This window comes from Cupriavidus sp. 05N39, from assembly GCF_056397325.1.
Window position 1 is genome coordinate 1 of the sequence record NZ_JBFTNE010000140.1, and the last position, 15,806, is coordinate 15,806.

General features: G+C 64.1%; 16 protein-coding genes and 1 tRNA gene. 8 read left to right on the forward strand and 9 right to left on the reverse strand.

The features are described from left to right. Positions 1–324: 324 nt before the first annotated feature. On the forward strand, positions 325–1,572 hold the full coding sequence (locus AC1DN0_RS37065) for a Zn-dependent hydrolase (protein WP_477111186.1): 1,248 nt from the start codon (positions 325–327) through the stop codon (positions 1,570–1,572). A 31-nt stretch (positions 1,573–1,603) separates the two neighbouring features. Here the strand turns inward: AC1DN0_RS37065 and AC1DN0_RS37070 are convergent, their stop codons facing one another. Further along, on the reverse strand, positions 1,604–2,443 hold the full coding sequence (locus tag AC1DN0_RS37070; protein WP_477111187.1) for an IclR family transcriptional regulator: 840 nt from the start codon (positions 2,441–2,443) through the stop codon (positions 1,604–1,606). A gap of 399 nt (positions 2,444–2,842) precedes the next feature. On the opposite strand from AC1DN0_RS37070, the gene AC1DN0_RS37075 reads away from it, so the two are divergent. From AC1DN0_RS37075 to AC1DN0_RS37095, 5 genes are all read left to right on the forward strand, one after another. After that, the gene (locus AC1DN0_RS37075; protein ID WP_045241692.1) at positions 2,843–3,541 is read left to right on the forward strand and encodes a GntR family transcriptional regulator; all 699 of its coding nucleotides are present in this window, start codon (positions 2,843–2,845) and stop codon (positions 3,539–3,541) included. A gap of 34 nt (positions 3,542–3,575) precedes the next feature. After that, the gene (locus tag AC1DN0_RS37080) at positions 3,576–4,253 is read left to right on the forward strand and encodes a DUF2848 domain-containing protein (RefSeq protein WP_441634042.1); all 678 of its coding nucleotides are present in this window, start codon (positions 3,576–3,578) and stop codon (positions 4,251–4,253) included. After that, entirely contained in the window at positions 4,250–5,584 is a 1,335-nt protein-coding gene (locus AC1DN0_RS37085; RefSeq protein WP_477103205.1) for an amidase, read from the forward strand. Before AC1DN0_RS37080 ends, AC1DN0_RS37085 begins: the two co-directional genes overlap by 4 nt. A gap of 70 nt (positions 5,585–5,654) precedes the next feature. After that, positions 5,655–6,974, forward strand: coding sequence for an MFS transporter (locus tag AC1DN0_RS37090; protein WP_477146438.1), 1,320 nt, complete (start codon positions 5,655–5,657; stop codon positions 6,972–6,974). 255 nt (positions 6,975–7,229) lie between these two features. Continuing rightward, a tRNA-Leu gene (locus AC1DN0_RS37095) sits at positions 7,230–7,316 on the forward strand. Between the two features lie 521 nt (positions 7,317–7,837). Here AC1DN0_RS37095 and AC1DN0_RS37100 read toward each other — a convergent pair. The 5 genes from AC1DN0_RS37100 to AC1DN0_RS37120 form a co-directional block, all read right to left on the reverse strand. Then, positions 7,838–8,050 carry a GDCCVxC domain-containing (seleno)protein gene (locus AC1DN0_RS37100; protein WP_441634900.1) on the reverse strand — a complete coding sequence of 71 codons (213 nt, stop codon included), beginning with the start codon at positions 8,048–8,050 and terminating at the stop codon, positions 7,838–7,840. Positions 8,051–8,625: 575 nt separating this feature from the next. After that, positions 8,626–8,859, reverse strand: a complete 234-nt coding sequence (locus AC1DN0_RS37105) for a hypothetical protein (RefSeq protein ID WP_477146439.1) — start codon at positions 8,857–8,859, stop codon at positions 8,626–8,628. A gap of 282 nt (positions 8,860–9,141) precedes the next feature. After that, on the reverse strand, positions 9,142–9,585 hold the full coding sequence (locus tag AC1DN0_RS37110; protein ID WP_035870991.1) for a cupin domain-containing protein: 444 nt from the start codon (positions 9,583–9,585) through the stop codon (positions 9,142–9,144). A 162-nt stretch (positions 9,586–9,747) separates the two neighbouring features. Further along, entirely contained in the window at positions 9,748–10,128 is a 381-nt protein-coding gene (locus AC1DN0_RS37115) for a helix-turn-helix domain-containing protein (RefSeq protein ID WP_441634896.1), read from the reverse strand. Positions 10,129–10,417: 289 nt separating this feature from the next. Further along, positions 10,418–11,074 carry a hypothetical protein gene (locus AC1DN0_RS37120; protein WP_477103196.1) on the reverse strand — a complete coding sequence of 219 codons (657 nt, stop codon included), beginning with the start codon at positions 11,072–11,074 and terminating at the stop codon, positions 10,418–10,420. A gap of 402 nt (positions 11,075–11,476) precedes the next feature. Between AC1DN0_RS37120 and AC1DN0_RS37125 the strand changes: the two genes are divergently transcribed. After that, on the forward strand, positions 11,477–11,998 hold the full coding sequence (locus tag AC1DN0_RS37125) for a hypothetical protein (RefSeq protein WP_441634893.1): 522 nt from the start codon (positions 11,477–11,479) through the stop codon (positions 11,996–11,998). Positions 11,999–12,297: 299 nt separating this feature from the next. Here the strand turns inward: AC1DN0_RS37125 and dinB are convergent, their stop codons facing one another. Both dinB and AC1DN0_RS37135 read right to left on the reverse strand, forming a co-directional pair. After that, the gene (gene dinB, locus AC1DN0_RS37130) at positions 12,298–13,461 is read right to left on the reverse strand and encodes a DNA polymerase IV (RefSeq protein WP_441634906.1); all 1,164 of its coding nucleotides are present in this window, start codon (positions 13,459–13,461) and stop codon (positions 12,298–12,300) included. 422 nt (positions 13,462–13,883) lie between these two features. Then, positions 13,884–14,504 carry a hypothetical protein gene (locus AC1DN0_RS37135; RefSeq protein ID WP_441634891.1) on the reverse strand — a complete coding sequence of 207 codons (621 nt, stop codon included), beginning with the start codon at positions 14,502–14,504 and terminating at the stop codon, positions 13,884–13,886. A gap of 300 nt (positions 14,505–14,804) precedes the next feature. Between AC1DN0_RS37135 and AC1DN0_RS37140 the strand changes: the two genes are divergently transcribed. Beyond that, positions 14,805–15,056 (forward strand): DUF1488 family protein, encoded by a 252-nt coding sequence (locus AC1DN0_RS37140; RefSeq protein ID WP_035870981.1) that lies wholly within the window; start codon positions 14,805–14,807, stop codon positions 15,054–15,056. Positions 15,057–15,087: 31 nt separating this feature from the next. Here AC1DN0_RS37140 and AC1DN0_RS37145 read toward each other — a convergent pair whose 3' ends face one another. Then, entirely contained in the window at positions 15,088–15,759 is a 672-nt protein-coding gene (locus AC1DN0_RS37145) for an SOS response-associated peptidase (protein WP_441634889.1), read from the reverse strand. Between the last annotated feature and the right edge of the window lie 47 nt (positions 15,760–15,806).

Here is a 15,806-nt window from a genome sequence, read left to right on the forward strand (position 1 = left end):
CGCCGTGCCTGGCAACGCAAGCAGGGAGACGGAGGCAATGGCAGCGGCGGCAGCGAAGGTTTTCAGGCCGGGTTTCACGCTTCTTACGGAGTCGGAAGAAAAGACGGTCACGGGCAAAGCTCCTGGGTGGGGGAAGGGAAGACGAAGGCAATCAAGCAAGTCACATGCCAGTTGCGTTTCGTGCCGCTTCCATCCTGGCCGCCGGTACAGCGCGGCCTCTCCATCGTTAGCCATGTATGAAACATGGACCAGAGGACTCGCATCGCCTATGGCCTGCTTTTTGCTGAGATCCCTGCCTGTCTCCCAACCAACCGGCTTCCCGACATGGACCAGCAATACCTTCCCCGCATCAACGCAGCACGCCTGTGGCAATCGCTGATGGACCTGGCGCAGATCGGCGCCACGCCCAAGGGCGGCGTGTGCCGCATCGCCCTGACCGAGCTGGATCGCCAGGGCCGCGACCTGGTGGTCGGCTGGTGCCGCGAAGCGGGGCTCGCCGTGCGTACCGACGAAGTCGGCAACGTGTTCGCGCGCCGCGCGGGCAGCGATCCCGATGCGCGTGCGGTGGCAACCGGCAGCCATATCGACACCCAGCCCTCCGGCGGCAAGTTCGACGGCAACTTCGGCGTGCTGGCGGGCCTGGAGGTAATGCGCACGCTCAACGACCAGGGCATCGTCACCCGCGCGCCGCTGGAACTGGCGTTCTGGACCAACGAAGAGGGCACCCGCTTTACGCCGGTGATGATGGGTTCGGGCGCCTTTGCCGGCGTGTTCGGCGCGGAGTTCATACGCGCCCAGCACGACCTGGACGGCATCAGCGTAGGCGAGGCACTGGAGCAGATCGGCTATCGCGGCGAGCAGCCCGTGGGCGAGGTGCCGGGCGGCATGTTCGCAGCCTACTTCGAGGCGCACATCGAGCAGGGGCCCGTGCTGGAAGCCGCCGGGCTGCCGATCGGCGTGGTCTCCGGCGCGCTCGGCCAGCAATGGTATGACGTGGCCGTGACCGGCATGGACGCCCACGCCGGCCCCACGCCGCTGGCGCTGCGCCACGACGCCATGCTGGCGGCGGCGCGCATGATCGACGAGGTCAATCGCATCGCCGTGGCCGAGGCGCCGCACGGGCGCGGCACGGTGGGCTATGTGCAGGTCACGCCGAACTCACGCAACGTGATTCCCGGGCGGGTGGATTTCTCGGTAGACTTCCGCAATCTGTCGCAGGCGGGGCTGGACCGTATGGACGCAGCCATGCGGACCACGTTCGCGGAGATCGCTGAACGCGGCGCGGTGAGCGTGGAGATCCGCCAGGTGGTGAAGTTCGAGCCGTGCGTGTTCGCGCCAGAATGCGTGGACAGCGTGCGCCGCGCCGCCGCCGCGCTGGGCCTGCCGCATATGGATGTGGTCAGCGGGGCGGGGCATGATGCCGTCTACGTGGCGCAGCGTGCGCCCACTGGCATGATCTTCGTGCCGTGCAAGGACGGCATCAGCCACAACGAGCTGGAAGATGCGCTGCCCGAGCATATCGAGGCCGGGGCGAACGTGCTGCTGCAAGCGATGCTGGAGCACGCGCGCTAAGGCGCGCCGCCCGCGCCGCCGCGCGTCAATCTCAGTGGGCGATCGAACGCGAGATCGCCCACGCGCATTCGATCACCATCGGCGCCAGCTTCTTCTGCGCCTCGGCCATGCTCCAGCGGCTAGCGGGCGGCGATACATGCACCGCGCCCACCGCCTGCCCCTGGCTGTTGACGATGGCCGCGCCCACGCCCATATCGCCCAGGAACAGCTCCTCGTTGTTGCAGGCATAGCCCACCCTGCGGCAAGCCACCACTGTCTCGAAGATCGCCGCCACATCGGTCAGCGTGGCCGGCGTGCGCGCCACGCGCGCCGAATTCTCCAGCATCGCCATGACCTGCTCGTCGGGCAGGGTGCTGAGATACGCGCGGCCGCTGCTGGTGCAGTACATGGGAATGCGCATGCCGACGGGCGTCAGCACCGGGATGTATTTCGACGTCATCAGCTGCGCCACGTAGACCATCTCCAGCCCGACCGGCTCGGTCAGGTTGGCGGTCTCGCCGCTGGCGTTGGCGAGCTGCGACAGGTAAGGGCTGGCGGCCTGGATCAACGCATCCGCGGACAGATAGTTGTAGCCGATCTCCATCACCTTGGGCGTCAGCCGGAAGCGCCGCGTCTGCGGGTGCTTGGCCACATAGCCCAACGTCTCCAGCGTATGCACGGTGCGTTGCGCGGAGCTTTTGGTCATGCCGGTCAGGCTGGCCAGTTCGGCCAGGGTGAGCGTGCGATGCACCGCGCTGAAGGCCCGCAGGACATCCAGGCCTTTCTCCAGCGACTGGTTGAACAGTGGGTCCGCGCGAGTGGCTTCTTCGCCGCTTTCTTCCAGGGTGGCTGGCGATCCGTTGCTGGGTTCCTGCTTGTCTTGCCGGGTCATGTTCGGGTTCCGCGTCGTCGTCGTACCGATCGTGGCGGCACCATCGSTGGGAGCCTGCACCACGATGAATGCATATTGCACCAATATACGACTGTATCGATTATCGATTCTATTGATTGCCATCAATGATATTCGGCCCGGCTTTCGTTGGGAATAGCGGCCCCGCTAAAGCTGCCGGATTTCCGCCGCACGCATCTCCGCGATTTGCCGGGAACCATTGCCCGGTAAGGCTTTCCTGACGATATGAGAATGGAAGCGTGGTGGGCGATGACGCAAGAATATGACAAGGCAGCCCATGCGGGTGCCGCAGCTTTCAGTGTTTACCCGCAGCCCACACGGGTTGACGCTCAGTGAAATATCAGACTAGTATCACAACAACTTCAACACGCAGGAACCATCATGTCGAACCCGATCCGGCTGGTTGGCGGCGCTGATCACAATGCGGATCCGCCATCGCGGGCAGCGACCGGCGCCGCGATGCGCGAGCATGCCTATGCCGAGATCAAGCGGCGCATCATTTCCTGCGAGTTCCGGCCGGGCGAGCCGTTGAACGAGGCGCAGGTCGCGGCCTTGCTCGGACTGGGCCGCACGCCGGTGCATCAGGCGCTGCACCGGCTGGAAGTGGAAGGGCTGGTGTCGATCATGCCGCGCAAGGGCGTGCTGGTATCGCCGCTGTCGCTCAATGAAGTGCTCGACATGATCGAAGTGCGCGCCACCAACGAAGTGCTGTGCGCCACGCTGGCATGCGAGCGCGCCCACGAGAGCGATCTCAAGGCCATGCGCGAGATCGTCGACCGCTCTCCCGACCTGATCGCGCGGCGCGACATCGCCGGCCTCGCCGCGCTCGACCTCAAATTCCATACCGCCATGTCGGCCGCCTCGCGCAATCGCGTGCTGGCCGACCTGCTGCGCAGCCTGCATGAGAAGCAGGCGCGCTTCTGGTTTCTCTCGCTATCCGACCCGCAGCACCTGGAAAACGTCTACCAGGAGCACCGGGTGATCATCGACGCCCTCGAGCGGCGCGACGTACCGGCGGTGCGCGAGGCCATCCGCGAACACATTGACGAATTCCGGAAGAACATCATCCGGACCATCTGACCGATTTTCTCCGCAATAGATAAGGTAGTAAGAAATGCCGACACTTCACTTCCAGGTAGCCGGCGAGGGCGAACTCGTCCTCGATATCCAGCGCCTCATCATCGCCGGCTGGACTGGCCGCGACGCCGACGCCGTCAACCATCACATCCGCGAGCTCGAAGAGATCGGCGTCAAGCCGCCCACCACCGTGCCTTGCTTCTACCCGCTGGCCGCCTCGCTGCTGACCACCGACGCGCTGCTCGAAGTGCCGCGCGAGGATTCCTCCGGTGAAATCGAATTCGTGCTGCTTGCGGCCAAGGACGAGATGTACATCGGCGTAGGCTCCGACCACACCGACCGCAAGGTCGAAGCCTACGACGTCACCGTCTCCAAGCAGATGTGCGCCAAGCCCCTGGGTACCGAACTCTGGCGCTTCGCCGACGTGGCAGCGCACTGGGACCAGTTGCAGATGCGCTGCTGGCGCACTCGCAACGGTCAGCGCGAGCTCTATCAGGAAGGCCTGGTAACGCGCCTGCTCGACCCGCGCGACCTGATCCGGCGCCTGACCGGCGAAGACAAGCTGCCGGCTGGCACCGCCATGTTCTGCGGCACGCAAGCCGTGATCGGCGAACTGGGCAGCGGCGAAGCCTTCGAAGTGGAACTGCATGATCCGGTACGCAAGCGCACGCTGCGCCATGTCTATCGGGTGGAATGCCTGGCGGTGGCGCCATGAGCGCCGCGCTGCCAACCATCGCCGCGCTCGCCGCCGATCTGGCTGCCGGCCGCACCACCAGCGTTGCGCTGACCGAGCAGGCTCTGGCCCGTATCGACGCCCACCGCAACGGCGGCGGCGCCGCGTTCCTTGAAGTCGACGCCGCTGGCGCGCTCGCCGCGGCCCGCGCAGCCGACCAGGCCCGCGCCGCGGGGCTGGTGGCATCGCCGCTCGCCGGGCTGCCGATCTCCATCAAGGACCTGTTCGACGTGCAAGGACAGGTAACCCGCGCTGGCTCGAAAGCGCTGGCCGGCGCCCCCGCGAGCGCCGACGCACCCGTGGTGGCACGCCTGCGCGCTGCCGGCGCCGTGCTGATCGGGCGCACCAACATGAGCGAGTTCGCGTTCTCCGGGCTCGGCCTGAACCCGCACTACGGCACGCCGCGCACGCCCTTCGACGAAGCGCGCATCGCTGGCGGCTCCACGTCGGGTGGCGCGGTCAGCGTGGCACTCGACATGGCCGTGGCCGCGCTCGGCACAGATACCGGCGGCTCCATCCGCATCCCCAGCGCGTTCTGCGGTCTGACCGGCTTCAAGCCAACCGCAAGCCGGGTGCCGCTGGCCGGCGCCGTGCCATTGTCGACCTCGCTCGACTCGGCCGGCCCGCTGGCACGCTCGGTTGCCTGCTGCGCGGCCTTCGACGCCATCGTCAGCGGCGAAACGCTGGACAGCCGGCCAGCGCCGCTGGCAGGGTTGCGCCTGCTGGTGACGCGCGATTTCGTTTGCGACGGCCTCGACGCCGAGGTGGCGCAAGCCTTCGACGCAACGCTGGCCACGCTGTCGCGGCTCGGTGCGCGGATCATCCCGTTCGACTTCCCCGAACTCAAGCGCCTGCCGCAGATCAACGCCGGCGGCGGCCTGACCGCGGCCGAAGCGTGGCACTGGCACAAGCAACTGCTGGCCGAGCGCGGCAACGACTACGACCAGCGCGTCGCCATGCGCATCCGCCGCGGCGAACAGCTTGGCGCGGCCGACTACATCGAACTGCTGGCCGAACGCCGCGCCATGCAGGCCCGCGCCGCCGGCCTGCTGCGCGAAGCCGACTCCTGGCTGATGCCCACCGTGGCAGTACGCCCGCCGCGCCTGGACGCGCTGGAAAGCGACGAAGCCTTCTTCGCCACCAACGGCCTGGTGCTGCGCAACCCCAGCGTGCTCAATTTCCTCGACGGCTGTGCGGTATCGCTGCCGTTGCTGGCGGCAGGGCAGGGCATTGGCCTGAGCGTAGGCGGCCTGAACGGAAGCGACGCGCGCGTGCTGCAGGTAGCCGGCGCCATCGAAGCCGCGTTGCGGTAAGCAGGCAAAAAACCGAGGGCCGCGACCAAGCAGCGCGGCCCCGTCAATCAACACCCAAGGAGTACCACCGATGTCTTCCGTGATGACCGGCGCCCCTGTCGCCGTGGAGAACCCGGCCCACACCCCGGCCGAGCGCAATGAAGCCTACCGCAAGATCGCGGTACGGCTGATCCCCTTCCTCGTCTTCCTGTTCGTGCTCGCCTGGATTGACCGCGTCAACGTCGGCTTTGCCAAGCTGCAGATGCTGCAAGACCTGCAATTCAGCGAAGCCGTGTACGGCTTCGGCGCCGGCATCTTCTTCATCGGCTACTTCCTGTTTGAGGTCCCCAGCAACCTGCTGCTGGAAAAGATCGGCGCGCGCCGCACGCTCGCCCGCATCACCATCCTGTGGGGCTTCGCCTCCATGGCGATGATCTTCGTCAAGACGCCGATGCAGTTCTACGCCCTGCGATTCCTGCTGGGCGTATTCGAAGCCGGCTTCTTCCCCGGCGTCGTGCTCTACCTGACCTACTGGTTTCCGGCCCAGCGCCGCGCACGCATCAACGGCCTGTTCATGACCTCCTTCGCCATCGCTGGCGTCATCGGTGGCCCGCTGGCCGGCTTCATCATGAGCAGCATGGAAGGCGTCGACGGCCTTGCCAACTGGCAATGGCTGTTCGTCATCGAAGGCATCCCCTCCGTACTCGCCGGCATCGCCGTGCTGATGTACCTGCCCGAAAAGCCCATCGGCGCCAAATGGCTCACCGCCAGCGAACGCGACCTCGTCACCCGCGAGATCGAAGCCGAAAACCGCGACCCCGCCAAGCACTCCTCCCTGCGCGCCGCCTTCACCAACTCGCGCGTTTGGATCTGCGCCGCCATCTACTTCTGCGTGGTCAGCGGCAACGCCACCATCGCCTTCTGGTCGCCATCCATCATCAAAGAGCTAGGCGTACAAGGCAACCTGCAGATCGGCCTGGTCTCCGCCATTCCCTTCATCGCTGGCACGCTTGCCATGGTCTGGAACGGCATCCACTCCGACCGCACCGGCGAACGCCGCCTGCACTGCGCGCTGGCCACGCTGATGGCCGCTGCCGGACTGGTCCTGACCGGCATGTGGCTGCACAGCGCGGTACTGGCGCTGATTGCGCTGACCATTGCCTCCATCGGCATCCTGGCGGCTTTCCCGGTGTTCTGGTCGYTGCCSTCRGCCTTCCTGGCCGGTACCGCCGCAGCCGGCGGGATTGCCCTGATCAACTCGATCGGCAACCTGGCAGGCTTCGTKGCGCCGTACATGATCGGSTGGTTCAWGACCAGTACCGGGCAGCTCTCGGCGGGCTTGTACTTTGTCGCAGCGCTCGAGGCGGGCGCCACCGTGCTTGTGCTGGCGTTTATCAAAACCAGGCGCTGAACGGAGGCGACGGCCAGCCGGATGCCTTAGGTAGCACGAGGGGGCTGGATTCCCGCGGCGCTTTGCGCTAGAATCCGCTGCCTCGTTGYGCTGCATGCGCAAAGTGCGCCGGCAGCACGGGTAACACAAAGCCAGGCGGGCAGTTTCAGCCGCCTGTTTGCTTTTGTGCTTTGTGATCACCCCCATCGCTGCCTGGCCYGCCTGCAAATCAACGAGCACAGCGGCCTCCCGCCAGGGATGCACGCCGCAGGGACTGCGAGGGTGGCGAAATTGGTAGACGCACCAGGTTTAGGTCCTGACGCCAGCAATGGTGTAGGGGTTCGAGTCCCCTCCCTCGCACCACAGTCCTCTTTTGCATCACTCGTACGCCTCACTTTATTTCCCGTATTTCCGCACCGTATCAACACGCAAAGCTAAGCTACGTAAGGCCTGGCAGGCGATTTGAAGCAATCGCCTCATTGCACTCTGCACATTGCCCTTTCACTTATTGTCGGCGCTCCGGTCCCATAGTGGCCCCACGTTCGGTCCCACGAAATGGCACACTTTACGAAGTCCGCATGCGGTGATGCGCACAGATGAAGGTGAAGGCAGAAGGCCCGCCGTTCAGCACCTCTTGGCGATGGTGTCCAGAAAACTGCGCCCGTGGTTGGTGAGACGAACCTGGCTACGGCCGTGTGTCAGGCAATCGACTTGTACGCGCTGCCGACGCACGAGGCTTTTGAGGTCGGTGGGGTCCAATTCGAGATTCCCGTTTACGCTATCGAGAAGCCAGCGCATTGTCATATGGTCATTCCCATCGTCGACGTCTTGGACATACAGCAGTTCGGCCGGCGGCACGGCCCGCAAGAATCTTCCGCCAATCTCTATCCACAGCACCCGCGTTGTTGCTGAATTGGCGGGCACTTGACCGAACCGAATGAGCAGAATACGCAGCAGTCGCCGGAGTTGGGCCGCAGGAGCGCCTTGCAGTGGCTGCACTCGTAGAAGAACTGGCAGGCGTCCGTTGGCATGGTTTCCTGCTTGGCAAAGCCGCAGTGCGGGCAGGTCAGTACGGATTCAAGAATGACGGCACGCATCGGGTCCTCACAATCGCACCGCCTCTCGTCGCCAAACGCAACGGCCACCACGTGGCGGCGGCGGAGGGGGAAAACAAACGGACTGGGGTACTTATTTGTACGTGAACCCGAAAGGCCAGCCATCTGCGCGCGGAACGGCTTTCCGTTCTGACAGCACATTGGGGGAGAGGTCGGCCAGCTTCGGCGCCGGCGCGCTCGGTGCCATGGTTGGTCCTGTGGGGCGGTGCTTCCGTTGTAGGCGCGCCGGGAGGACAGCGCCATAGGGCATCGTCCGACTTGCGTGCGTTCCGTGTATAAAGAGCCGCGGCGGCGTCGGCTGTCCACATCATCTTCTCAATGTGCCGTGTCTCGATACCGTGCACCGTGCTGGCCGTCGTCGTGGAAGTTTGCGGCTCAGTGTTTACCACTCACAGGTGGTGCAGGCGAAGCGGCTGACGGATCTGGAGAACTAGGGGCCGCGGGCGCGGTTGATGGCGAAGCGCTACCTGCCCAGTCGATCGCCGAGCTCAATGAAAAAAGGTGACAACCAAGCTGTCACCTTCATCAGAAGTGGGGAGTCCGGCGAAATCTCCTGGTTACAACGGAGCGCCGTAAGAAGACGAAGACATATACCCGCCGGACCTTGCGCCATCCGGGAACGTTTCGAACGTGTCGGCCCTTGTGCCATCGGCGTACGTGTCGGAGCTGCCGGCCCGTGCGCCATCAGTGCGCACATCGAACTCGCCAGCCTTGGCCAATGCAAAAGCAGCGGACAGGGCACYGGTCAGAGCGACAGTGGCGGCAATCAGAACGAAACGTTGGATATTCATGATGAATTGAAAGGGGACATCGAGCCGCCAAAATTTGGGGACTCCGCAACAGGCTGCATGATAGGGGTTTGCCCTATGGCTATAAACCCTAGTTTGCGAAACGCATAGTTGCTCATTGCACAACAATACTGAAAATCTTCGTCGTGAAGGCCCGGGGTACGGTAGCAATCTGACGGTTGTGCTGATTAAGGTGCCGGTCGGGGTGGTGCTGGCAAGGAGACCAACGGTTGGTGGGGGACTCTAGGTGATTGACCCGCCCCGGCATCGGATCGCCCATGCCCATCAGCCCGCAACCGTCACACCGCATTTCTCCGCAATCGCGATCAATTTCGGGACGTCCGGCGGCCCCGGAGGAATTTCCTGGTCGATTGCGGTGAAGAGACGCGTCGCGTGCCCGGTTTGGCCGGTGACCGAAATCATTTCGCCGCCGCCCGGGCCAAAGTGAAAGCTGTGAATCGTGCCTGCGGGCAAGTGAACGAGCGTGCCAGCCGTGGCGGCCAGGGTATTGCCGCCGTAGCTGATTTCGACACTGCCTTTGACCACGTAGAAGGATTCGTCCCAGTCATGGCTGTGCGGTGGCGGTCCGGTGCCTTCATCGCCTTGCTGCAAGAAAATCTCATAGCCTTGCGTGGCGGCATTTGATGCCAGTATCGTAATCTTCTCGCCCACCACATCGAGCGCACGAGGATAGGCGCTCGGTGTTACGACAAACGGTTGCGGCTTCATGGTTGCGCCTCCTTTGGACCGGATTCAGCCCCGAACCGGTTATAGTCAGTGGACTGGACGGAGTCCAGAAGTTGCCATCGGTGGCGTCGGTGACGGCCAGCGCGATTGCCTCAATCTCCTATGCGGGCTAACGGCAATGTGGAGCCGGCTGGAGGGCGCGTTTCATTTTCCCTCCCGCCCAACCAACACATCCAGCGGCACGTGCAGTGCCTCTGCCAGGCTCTGGAACACTTCCACGCTTCCATCGCGCTTGCGGTTCTCAATCTGGCTGAGATAGGGCTTGCTGAGTCCCGCGGCGGTTGCCAGCGCGTCCTGGGTCATCCGGCGGTATTCGCGCCAGGCCTTGATCGGGTTGTCGCCGGCGAGTTCGGCGTCCAGTATGGCGGCGGGAATCCGAAAGCCGTCTTCCCGCGCCTCGGCGTGGCCGGGCAGCGTGCCATCGTCCCACTCTCCGGTCCGGTGCTTGATGCGCTCCCACACCTCAATGGGCACCACCGCGAACTCGGGGTGGCCGTCGCGTTCGATGAATTGAATCTTGACCATGATTGGCACCTCCAGAGGAGCACGGCTGGCGCGTCGAGCACGATCGGGCCGTGCTGGATCTGATACCGCACTCGCCAGTCTCAGGACGGAGGCGGCAGCCGTGTCGACTGCCGGTGCGCCGGAGCCCGGCGTGGATTGCTGATCGCAACATGCCCGGGCGGGGTTGGGAGCCTGCGCCGCTTACCTGTTGAATGCGATTGCTTGCGCTTTCATGTTAGCTAGGCGCTAACCGAATTGCGAATAAAGTTGGCTGGCGGTTCCGGCGCCGACGCGGGACAGGGCTGGGCTTTCACGCGCCAGCCTCCGCGAACACCTCTTTGCCCACGATCGCATCCAGCTCCTCATACAAGCCGGAGGGTTTGTCGCTGACACGCAGTTGGAAGTCGAACAGTTGTGGCCGGATCAATGGTTCAACGCCGTACCCGTGCTCCGAAACGAGCCGGATCAGCCGGCCGCCGCGCGCATGAATGAACTCGGCCTCGGCATGGATGGCGACGTCGGGTACCACCACATCGCAGCCGGCGAGCTGGTCCAGCGCGTCGGCACAGTGATTGACCAGCACTTCCGGATCCATGCGGGCACGGATCCAGGACTCGCGAAGGGCGTTTAGCAACTGTACCGGCGATTTCCCTAGCGTGGGAACGACATCATTGCGCCTTGCCGCGTCGAACTGCGCGTCGTTGATGCCGGCGCAGGCCTGGATCATATGGCGCAGCGGGGCGTCGAACGTGACGGTCAGGAAGGCGTGGTTCGCGGAAGTCAGGTAGCTGGTGACGAGGTCTCGACCGGAGCCGGGACGGCCGCAAAGTCCGATAAGCATGAGGTTTCCTTTGTCGTGGTCGTTCGCCTGTGGGTGCTTGAGGTCAACGAGGTCGGTGCGCGGATTTGGCGCCGTGGCGCAATGCGGCGTGACCGGGCGGGCGCGGTGCCAGGCCGTGACTTCCATGGCCGGGCATACGGGGTCGCCCCGATGGGCGCAACCAGGCCGGACCGGCGCGGACACAAGCCCTGGCGCTCGCGATGCAGCCCGGCGTTGGGTATGGAAATGCCGGGGTTCTGATACCGCTTCAAGTTAACGCCGATAATTTACCCAAAGGTAAATATAAAGACAAGCCTTCTTGGTAACCATCATGACTTGCCGGCCGCGAGTCCAGGTCCTCGATCCACGGAAGCCGCCAAGGTGCCAACGCGCCCGTGGCTTGCCGCGTCAGTGTCGCGCGACCCCGCCGAACCATCGCGCCGAGAAGGGAGCGAAAGGTCCTCTTGCTCCGTAAATTACCTTTTAGTCACTAAATTTACAGTACCAGAAGAAAATTTACCTTGAGGTAATGCGCGGGTTTAATGAGTGATGGACATCCAAGATACGCGCGAACAACGCCTGGCCCAAGTGCTGGAGAAACAGTTCGGAGGCTCGATCGCACGCCTCGCGGACCGCGTCGACCGCGAACCCTCATATTTCTCCCGAGTTTTTTCGTCGGAAGGCAAGGCCGGAAAGAAGCGCATCGGCGAACGGCTTGCCCGCGACATCGAGGCCAAGCTCGGCTTGCCTCGGCTGTGGCTGGACGGCAGCATGGAGGATGCTGTCGCTCCCTCGAATGACGAGATCCTCCCGCCTGGCGTGGCCATTCGGGTGGCTCGCTTGGTCAAGGACTTGCGCAACGAGGATATCGACCGCCTGCTGACGGCCATTGAGTTGYTGATGCAGGTCGAGGGCGTGCGCTCGGTGCGCAAATATGGCAAGGGCACAAAACAGGCGCAGGTACTGACGACCGGAAAGCGCACGGCAACTGGCTCCGCGAGCGGGGCGGTACACGAGTCCGGCACGCGTGTCGCCGGGAAGCAGCGAGGCAGGAAGAAGCCGGCAGACTGACGCAGCCGGGATCGTCGGCGACGCGGCATCGGCAGCCTGGGCAGGACCGGCTGCCGCCGTGCCTGCACGTTAGTGTCCGGCCGGGTCAGAGTTGAAAATGCCGTCGATTGGGTGGCAGTGTCAGCAATTCAATTGTCGCGAATTCCCGCAGTTCCGCCTCTGTGCGCTTGCACTCAGTCACGTTGGTGACAAGTCCGTGCCATGGCGTGCTGCCGTCCTACAGGCGCCGAGGGCCTGCATCGCCTTCCGGTGCGACCCGTGCCCGCACTATCAGACGGCCTGATTATCGGCTGCGACCGTTATTCGTCTTCGCCGAAAGGCAACTCTCCCTGGACCGGCGCCGACGCATACTCCAACTCGCCGGCTGGCGTCAGCGCGCTCACCCGTACGCCCAGTAGCCGTATCTTCCGGTTCAGCGGAACGCGTCTGACGCATTCGGTGGCGGCGCGCCGCAACAAGGTGGCGTCGGCGGTCGGGACCGGCATGCTGAGGTCGCGGGTGACGGTGTGGAAGTCGTCATAGCGCAGCTTGACGCCGATGGTGCGGCCGACGTAGCCCTTGCCGCGCAGGTCTTCGGCAAGGCGCTGGCACAGGCCGGTAAAAACTTCGCCGAGAGCCTGGCGATCGTGGCGCGGATGCAGGTCGCGCTCGAACGTGGTTTCGCGGCTCATCGACTTTGGCTCCGAGCTGATGACCACGGGGCGTTCGTCATGACCTTGCGCGATCTCGGCGAGCCACGCGGAATAGCTGCGGCCAAAATGGGTCTGCAGTAGTCCGAGGTCCGCGCTGGCGAGGTCGCCAACGGTGGCGATGCCGAGCACGGCGAGTTTCTCCGTGGCTTTCGGGCCGATGCCGTTGACCTTGCGCACCGGCAGCGGCCAGATGCGCAGCGGGATGTCTTCCGGCGTCAGGAGGGTAAGCCCATCGGGCTTGTCCAGCTCGGATCCGATCTTGGCGAGGAGCTTGTTGGGCGCGATGCAGATGGAGCAGCTTAGCCCCGTGGCCTCGCGAACCGCTTGCTTGATGCGGCTGCCGATATCGGCGGGCTCGCCTGGCACATCGCTCAGGTCGATGTAGATTTCGTCGATGCCCCGGTCTTCGACCTGGCTCGTGAACGTGGCGACGGCCGCCTTGAAGAGCCGGGAGTAGTGCCGGTACGAATCGAAATCGGTGGGCAGCAGAATGGCATCAGGCGCGAGCTGGGCTGCCTTCATCATGCCCATGGCGGAAAAAACGCCGAGCGCGCGCGCTTCGTAAGTCGAGGTGGTGACGACGCCCCGTCCCGCATAGTCGCGCAGGCGCGCAAAGCGCCGGCTTCCGTCTTCAAGCGTCTCGGGCACCGCATTCCGTCCGCCGCCGATCACCACGGGCATGCCACGCAGTTCCGGATACCGCAACAGCTCGACGGACGCATAGAAAGCGTCCATATCCAGGTGGGCGATGCGGCGGGGGGCAAATGACATGGCGTCAGCGAACGGGGTTGACGACGCGCCCCGGCCGCGAGAAAGGACTCGGGGGCGGGCCGCCTCGGTTACTGTATGCATATACAGTATATCGAATTCTACAAGAAGAATCCCCGCGGCGCCCCGGCGGGCCTGCCAGCGATGCACGTAGGTCGTCGTCAGCACGATGCCCGCGGCGGGCAAGTGCGAAGTGTTATTGCTATTGCGCAGCAACTGGCGATCGATGCGCAAGCAGGCGCATGATTGAAAATGCAACGCATTATCATTTAAGTGGGTAATGTTCGTCGATGCCGACATGAACCGGCCGGAAGAGAAGACGGTTCACGTCGCATGACAACGGGTTTTCCCGCCGCCTTGCCGGCAAGCTGAAAATGCCAGCGCGGAGCGCGGGCGAAAGCCCGCCGCTCATCGGTGCCGGTCGCTCAACGCAGCAGGAACGCGATATCGTCCACGCTGATTTGCGCGACGGCCACGCCCCGGCGTTGCTGGAACAGGATGTGCTGGAGAACCCGGCGGCGTTGCCTGGCAAAGACAGCCAGGTCGATGGGGATGCCGGCGCGAGCATAGTGCTCGACCAGCAGCTTGTAGGCACGATGCCGCATCTGCAGGGCTTCGCCCTCCGCCCGTAGCTGGCTCGTGTCCTGCGGCACGATGCTTTCGGTCTGACGCAACGCCTCCATGGCGTGGGCGTGCATGTCGCGGTAACGATCGAGTTCGGCTTGCGTTGTGCGCAGCCGTTCGCGTAGCGCGCGGACCTTGCGCTGCAGCTTCAGCGTCATGCCTACGCCATGCTCGACCAGCGCCACGGTCTCAAGCGCATGGCTGGCGGCGGCAATCGTGTTTTTCCAGATCCCTCCGTCCGTCGCCTCGGTTTCCGCTGCCCACCCGTTGCTGATTCCGCTAAATATCTTCATATGACCCCTTGACCCTTGTACAGATTTCCGGCGGCCGGCTTTTTGGTAGCCGGTCCTGTCCGGGTGCACGGCGGCCGGGCCGCGTTGGCGCGCCTGCCGTGTCGAATCGACATCGTTGTACTGGCGCATGCGCTGGCTGGCATGCCTCGCGCCGATGAGCCGATGACCTGGGAATGCTACGGTCTCGCCGTTCGCGGGCCAAGTAGAAGATGCTTAGATCTGGTATTCCCGATGCATATGTCGCTCAATGTACGGGCGCGAGAATGTCTCGCCAAAGCCGCGTCACCGGGCAGCCCGCGCGATGCGCGGCCAGCGATAAAGCGCCCCTTTCCAGACTTGCCGGGGGGCGCGTCCCCGAATCCTGGCGAAATAGCGCAACCGGGCCCTCGATACCGTACGGATGCCCGCGATTCGGACTAGGATGCATGCATGGCACTCAATTTCCCCAATCCCAGCCGGAGTTACGACCCTTCCAGGCATTGCGTATGTTTTTGGGGCTATGACAACTCGCGTGAAATCGCCTTCGAGGTGGACCGCGCGGTACTCTCTACCCTCAGCCCTGAATTGCGCCCGGACGAGCCTGCCGTGCTCGATGCATTCGACCGCCACCGCGATCACATCCTGGAACTCGCGCGCGGGCTCTATTCCCGCAGCCGGCAGAACCGGTATCAGATTTCCTGAACGCTGTTCAGTCCGGGCAAACGCAGTTCGCTCAGGCTGACGCCTCCGGAGATCCTGCCGCAATCCGCGGCGGCAGCGGTGCGGGCTCGGCGGCCAGCTTTTCCGCGGCGTAGGGGCGCAGGAAGCTGCGCGCCAGTTCCGTATTCCTGCAAGTCAGCCAATCATCCCACTCCGTGCCCGGGACGATCACGATCATCCGTTTTTCCTTGCCCGGCGCATGGAAGCGTTGCATCAACGGGTGGTGCTCCGAATTGATGGTCAGCATGGTGAAGCTGAAGACGTCCTGGCCGCCTTCGCCAGGCCATGCGCGCCAGAGGCCGGCGATTGCCATGGGCTCGCCATCCTTGAGCCAGATCCGCCAGCGTACCGCCTTGCCGGTTGCGTAGTCGGGCTCATAGAAGCACTGCGCTGGTATCAGGCATAGCTGACCCTGTTTCCACGCCGCCGAGAACGTCCGTTTTTCACCCACCGACTCCGAGCGCGCGTTCGTGGTGTCGAACCTCGCGACGCCGGGCGGAATGCGCTTCCTGGGGACCATCCCGAAGGTGCCGGCCAGGCATTGCCGCTGGCCGTCGTGGTCCGCCACGAGCAGTGGCGCGACGTAGTCAGGCCATGTTTCGGGGGGCCATTCCCGCACCGGACAAGTGAGGCCGAAGACATCGCGTAAAACGGCCGCCTGCACGGGCGCGTAGTTGACGCACATGGCTTGTCTCCATGCCGATGCTGCATGTGAAAGGGAATATCCAGTAT

What these genes read in the sequence shown, in the direction of transcription:
- AC1DN0_RS37065 (WP_477111186.1), top strand. Translation starts at nt 325, where the DNA reads ATGGACCAGCAATACCTTCCCCGCATCAACGCAGCACGCCTGTGGCAA.
- AC1DN0_RS37070 (WP_477111187.1), bottom strand. Translation starts at nt 2,443, where the DNA reads ATGACCCGGCAAGACAAGCAGGAACCCAGCAACGGATCGCCAGCCACC.
- AC1DN0_RS37075 (WP_045241692.1), top strand. Translation starts at nt 2,843, where the DNA reads ATGTCGAACCCGATCCGGCTGGTTGGCGGCGCTGATCACAATGCGGAT.
- AC1DN0_RS37080 (WP_441634042.1), top strand. Translation starts at nt 3,576, where the DNA reads ATGCCGACACTTCACTTCCAGGTAGCCGGCGAGGGCGAACTCGTCCTC.
- AC1DN0_RS37085 (WP_477103205.1), top strand. Translation starts at nt 4,250, where the DNA reads ATGAGCGCCGCGCTGCCAACCATCGCCGCGCTCGCCGCCGATCTGGCT.
- AC1DN0_RS37100 (WP_441634900.1), bottom strand. Translation starts at nt 8,050, where the DNA reads ATGCGTGCCGTCATTCTTGAATCCGTACTGACCTGCCCGCACTGCGGC.
- AC1DN0_RS37110 (WP_035870991.1), bottom strand. Translation starts at nt 9,585, where the DNA reads ATGAAGCCGCAACCGTTTGTCGTAACACCGAGCGCCTATCCTCGTGCG.
- AC1DN0_RS37115 (WP_441634896.1), bottom strand. Translation starts at nt 10,128, where the DNA reads ATGGTCAAGATTCAATTCATCGAACGCGACGGCCACCCCGAGTTCGCG.
- AC1DN0_RS37120 (WP_477103196.1), bottom strand. Translation starts at nt 11,074, where the DNA reads ATGGAAGTCACGGCCTGGCACCGCGCCCGCCCGGTCACGCCGCATTGC.
- dinB (WP_441634906.1), bottom strand. Translation starts at nt 13,461, where the DNA reads ATGTCATTTGCCCCCCGCCGCATCGCCCACCTGGATATGGACGCTTTC.
- AC1DN0_RS37135 (WP_441634891.1), bottom strand. Translation starts at nt 14,504, where the DNA reads ATGCGCCAGTACAACGATGTCGATTCGACACGGCAGGCGCGCCAACGC.
- AC1DN0_RS37140 (WP_035870981.1), top strand. Translation starts at nt 14,805, where the DNA reads ATGGCACTCAATTTCCCCAATCCCAGCCGGAGTTACGACCCTTCCAGG.
- AC1DN0_RS37145 (WP_441634889.1), bottom strand. Translation starts at nt 15,759, where the DNA reads ATGTGCGTCAACTACGCGCCCGTGCAGGCGGCCGTTTTACGCGATGTC.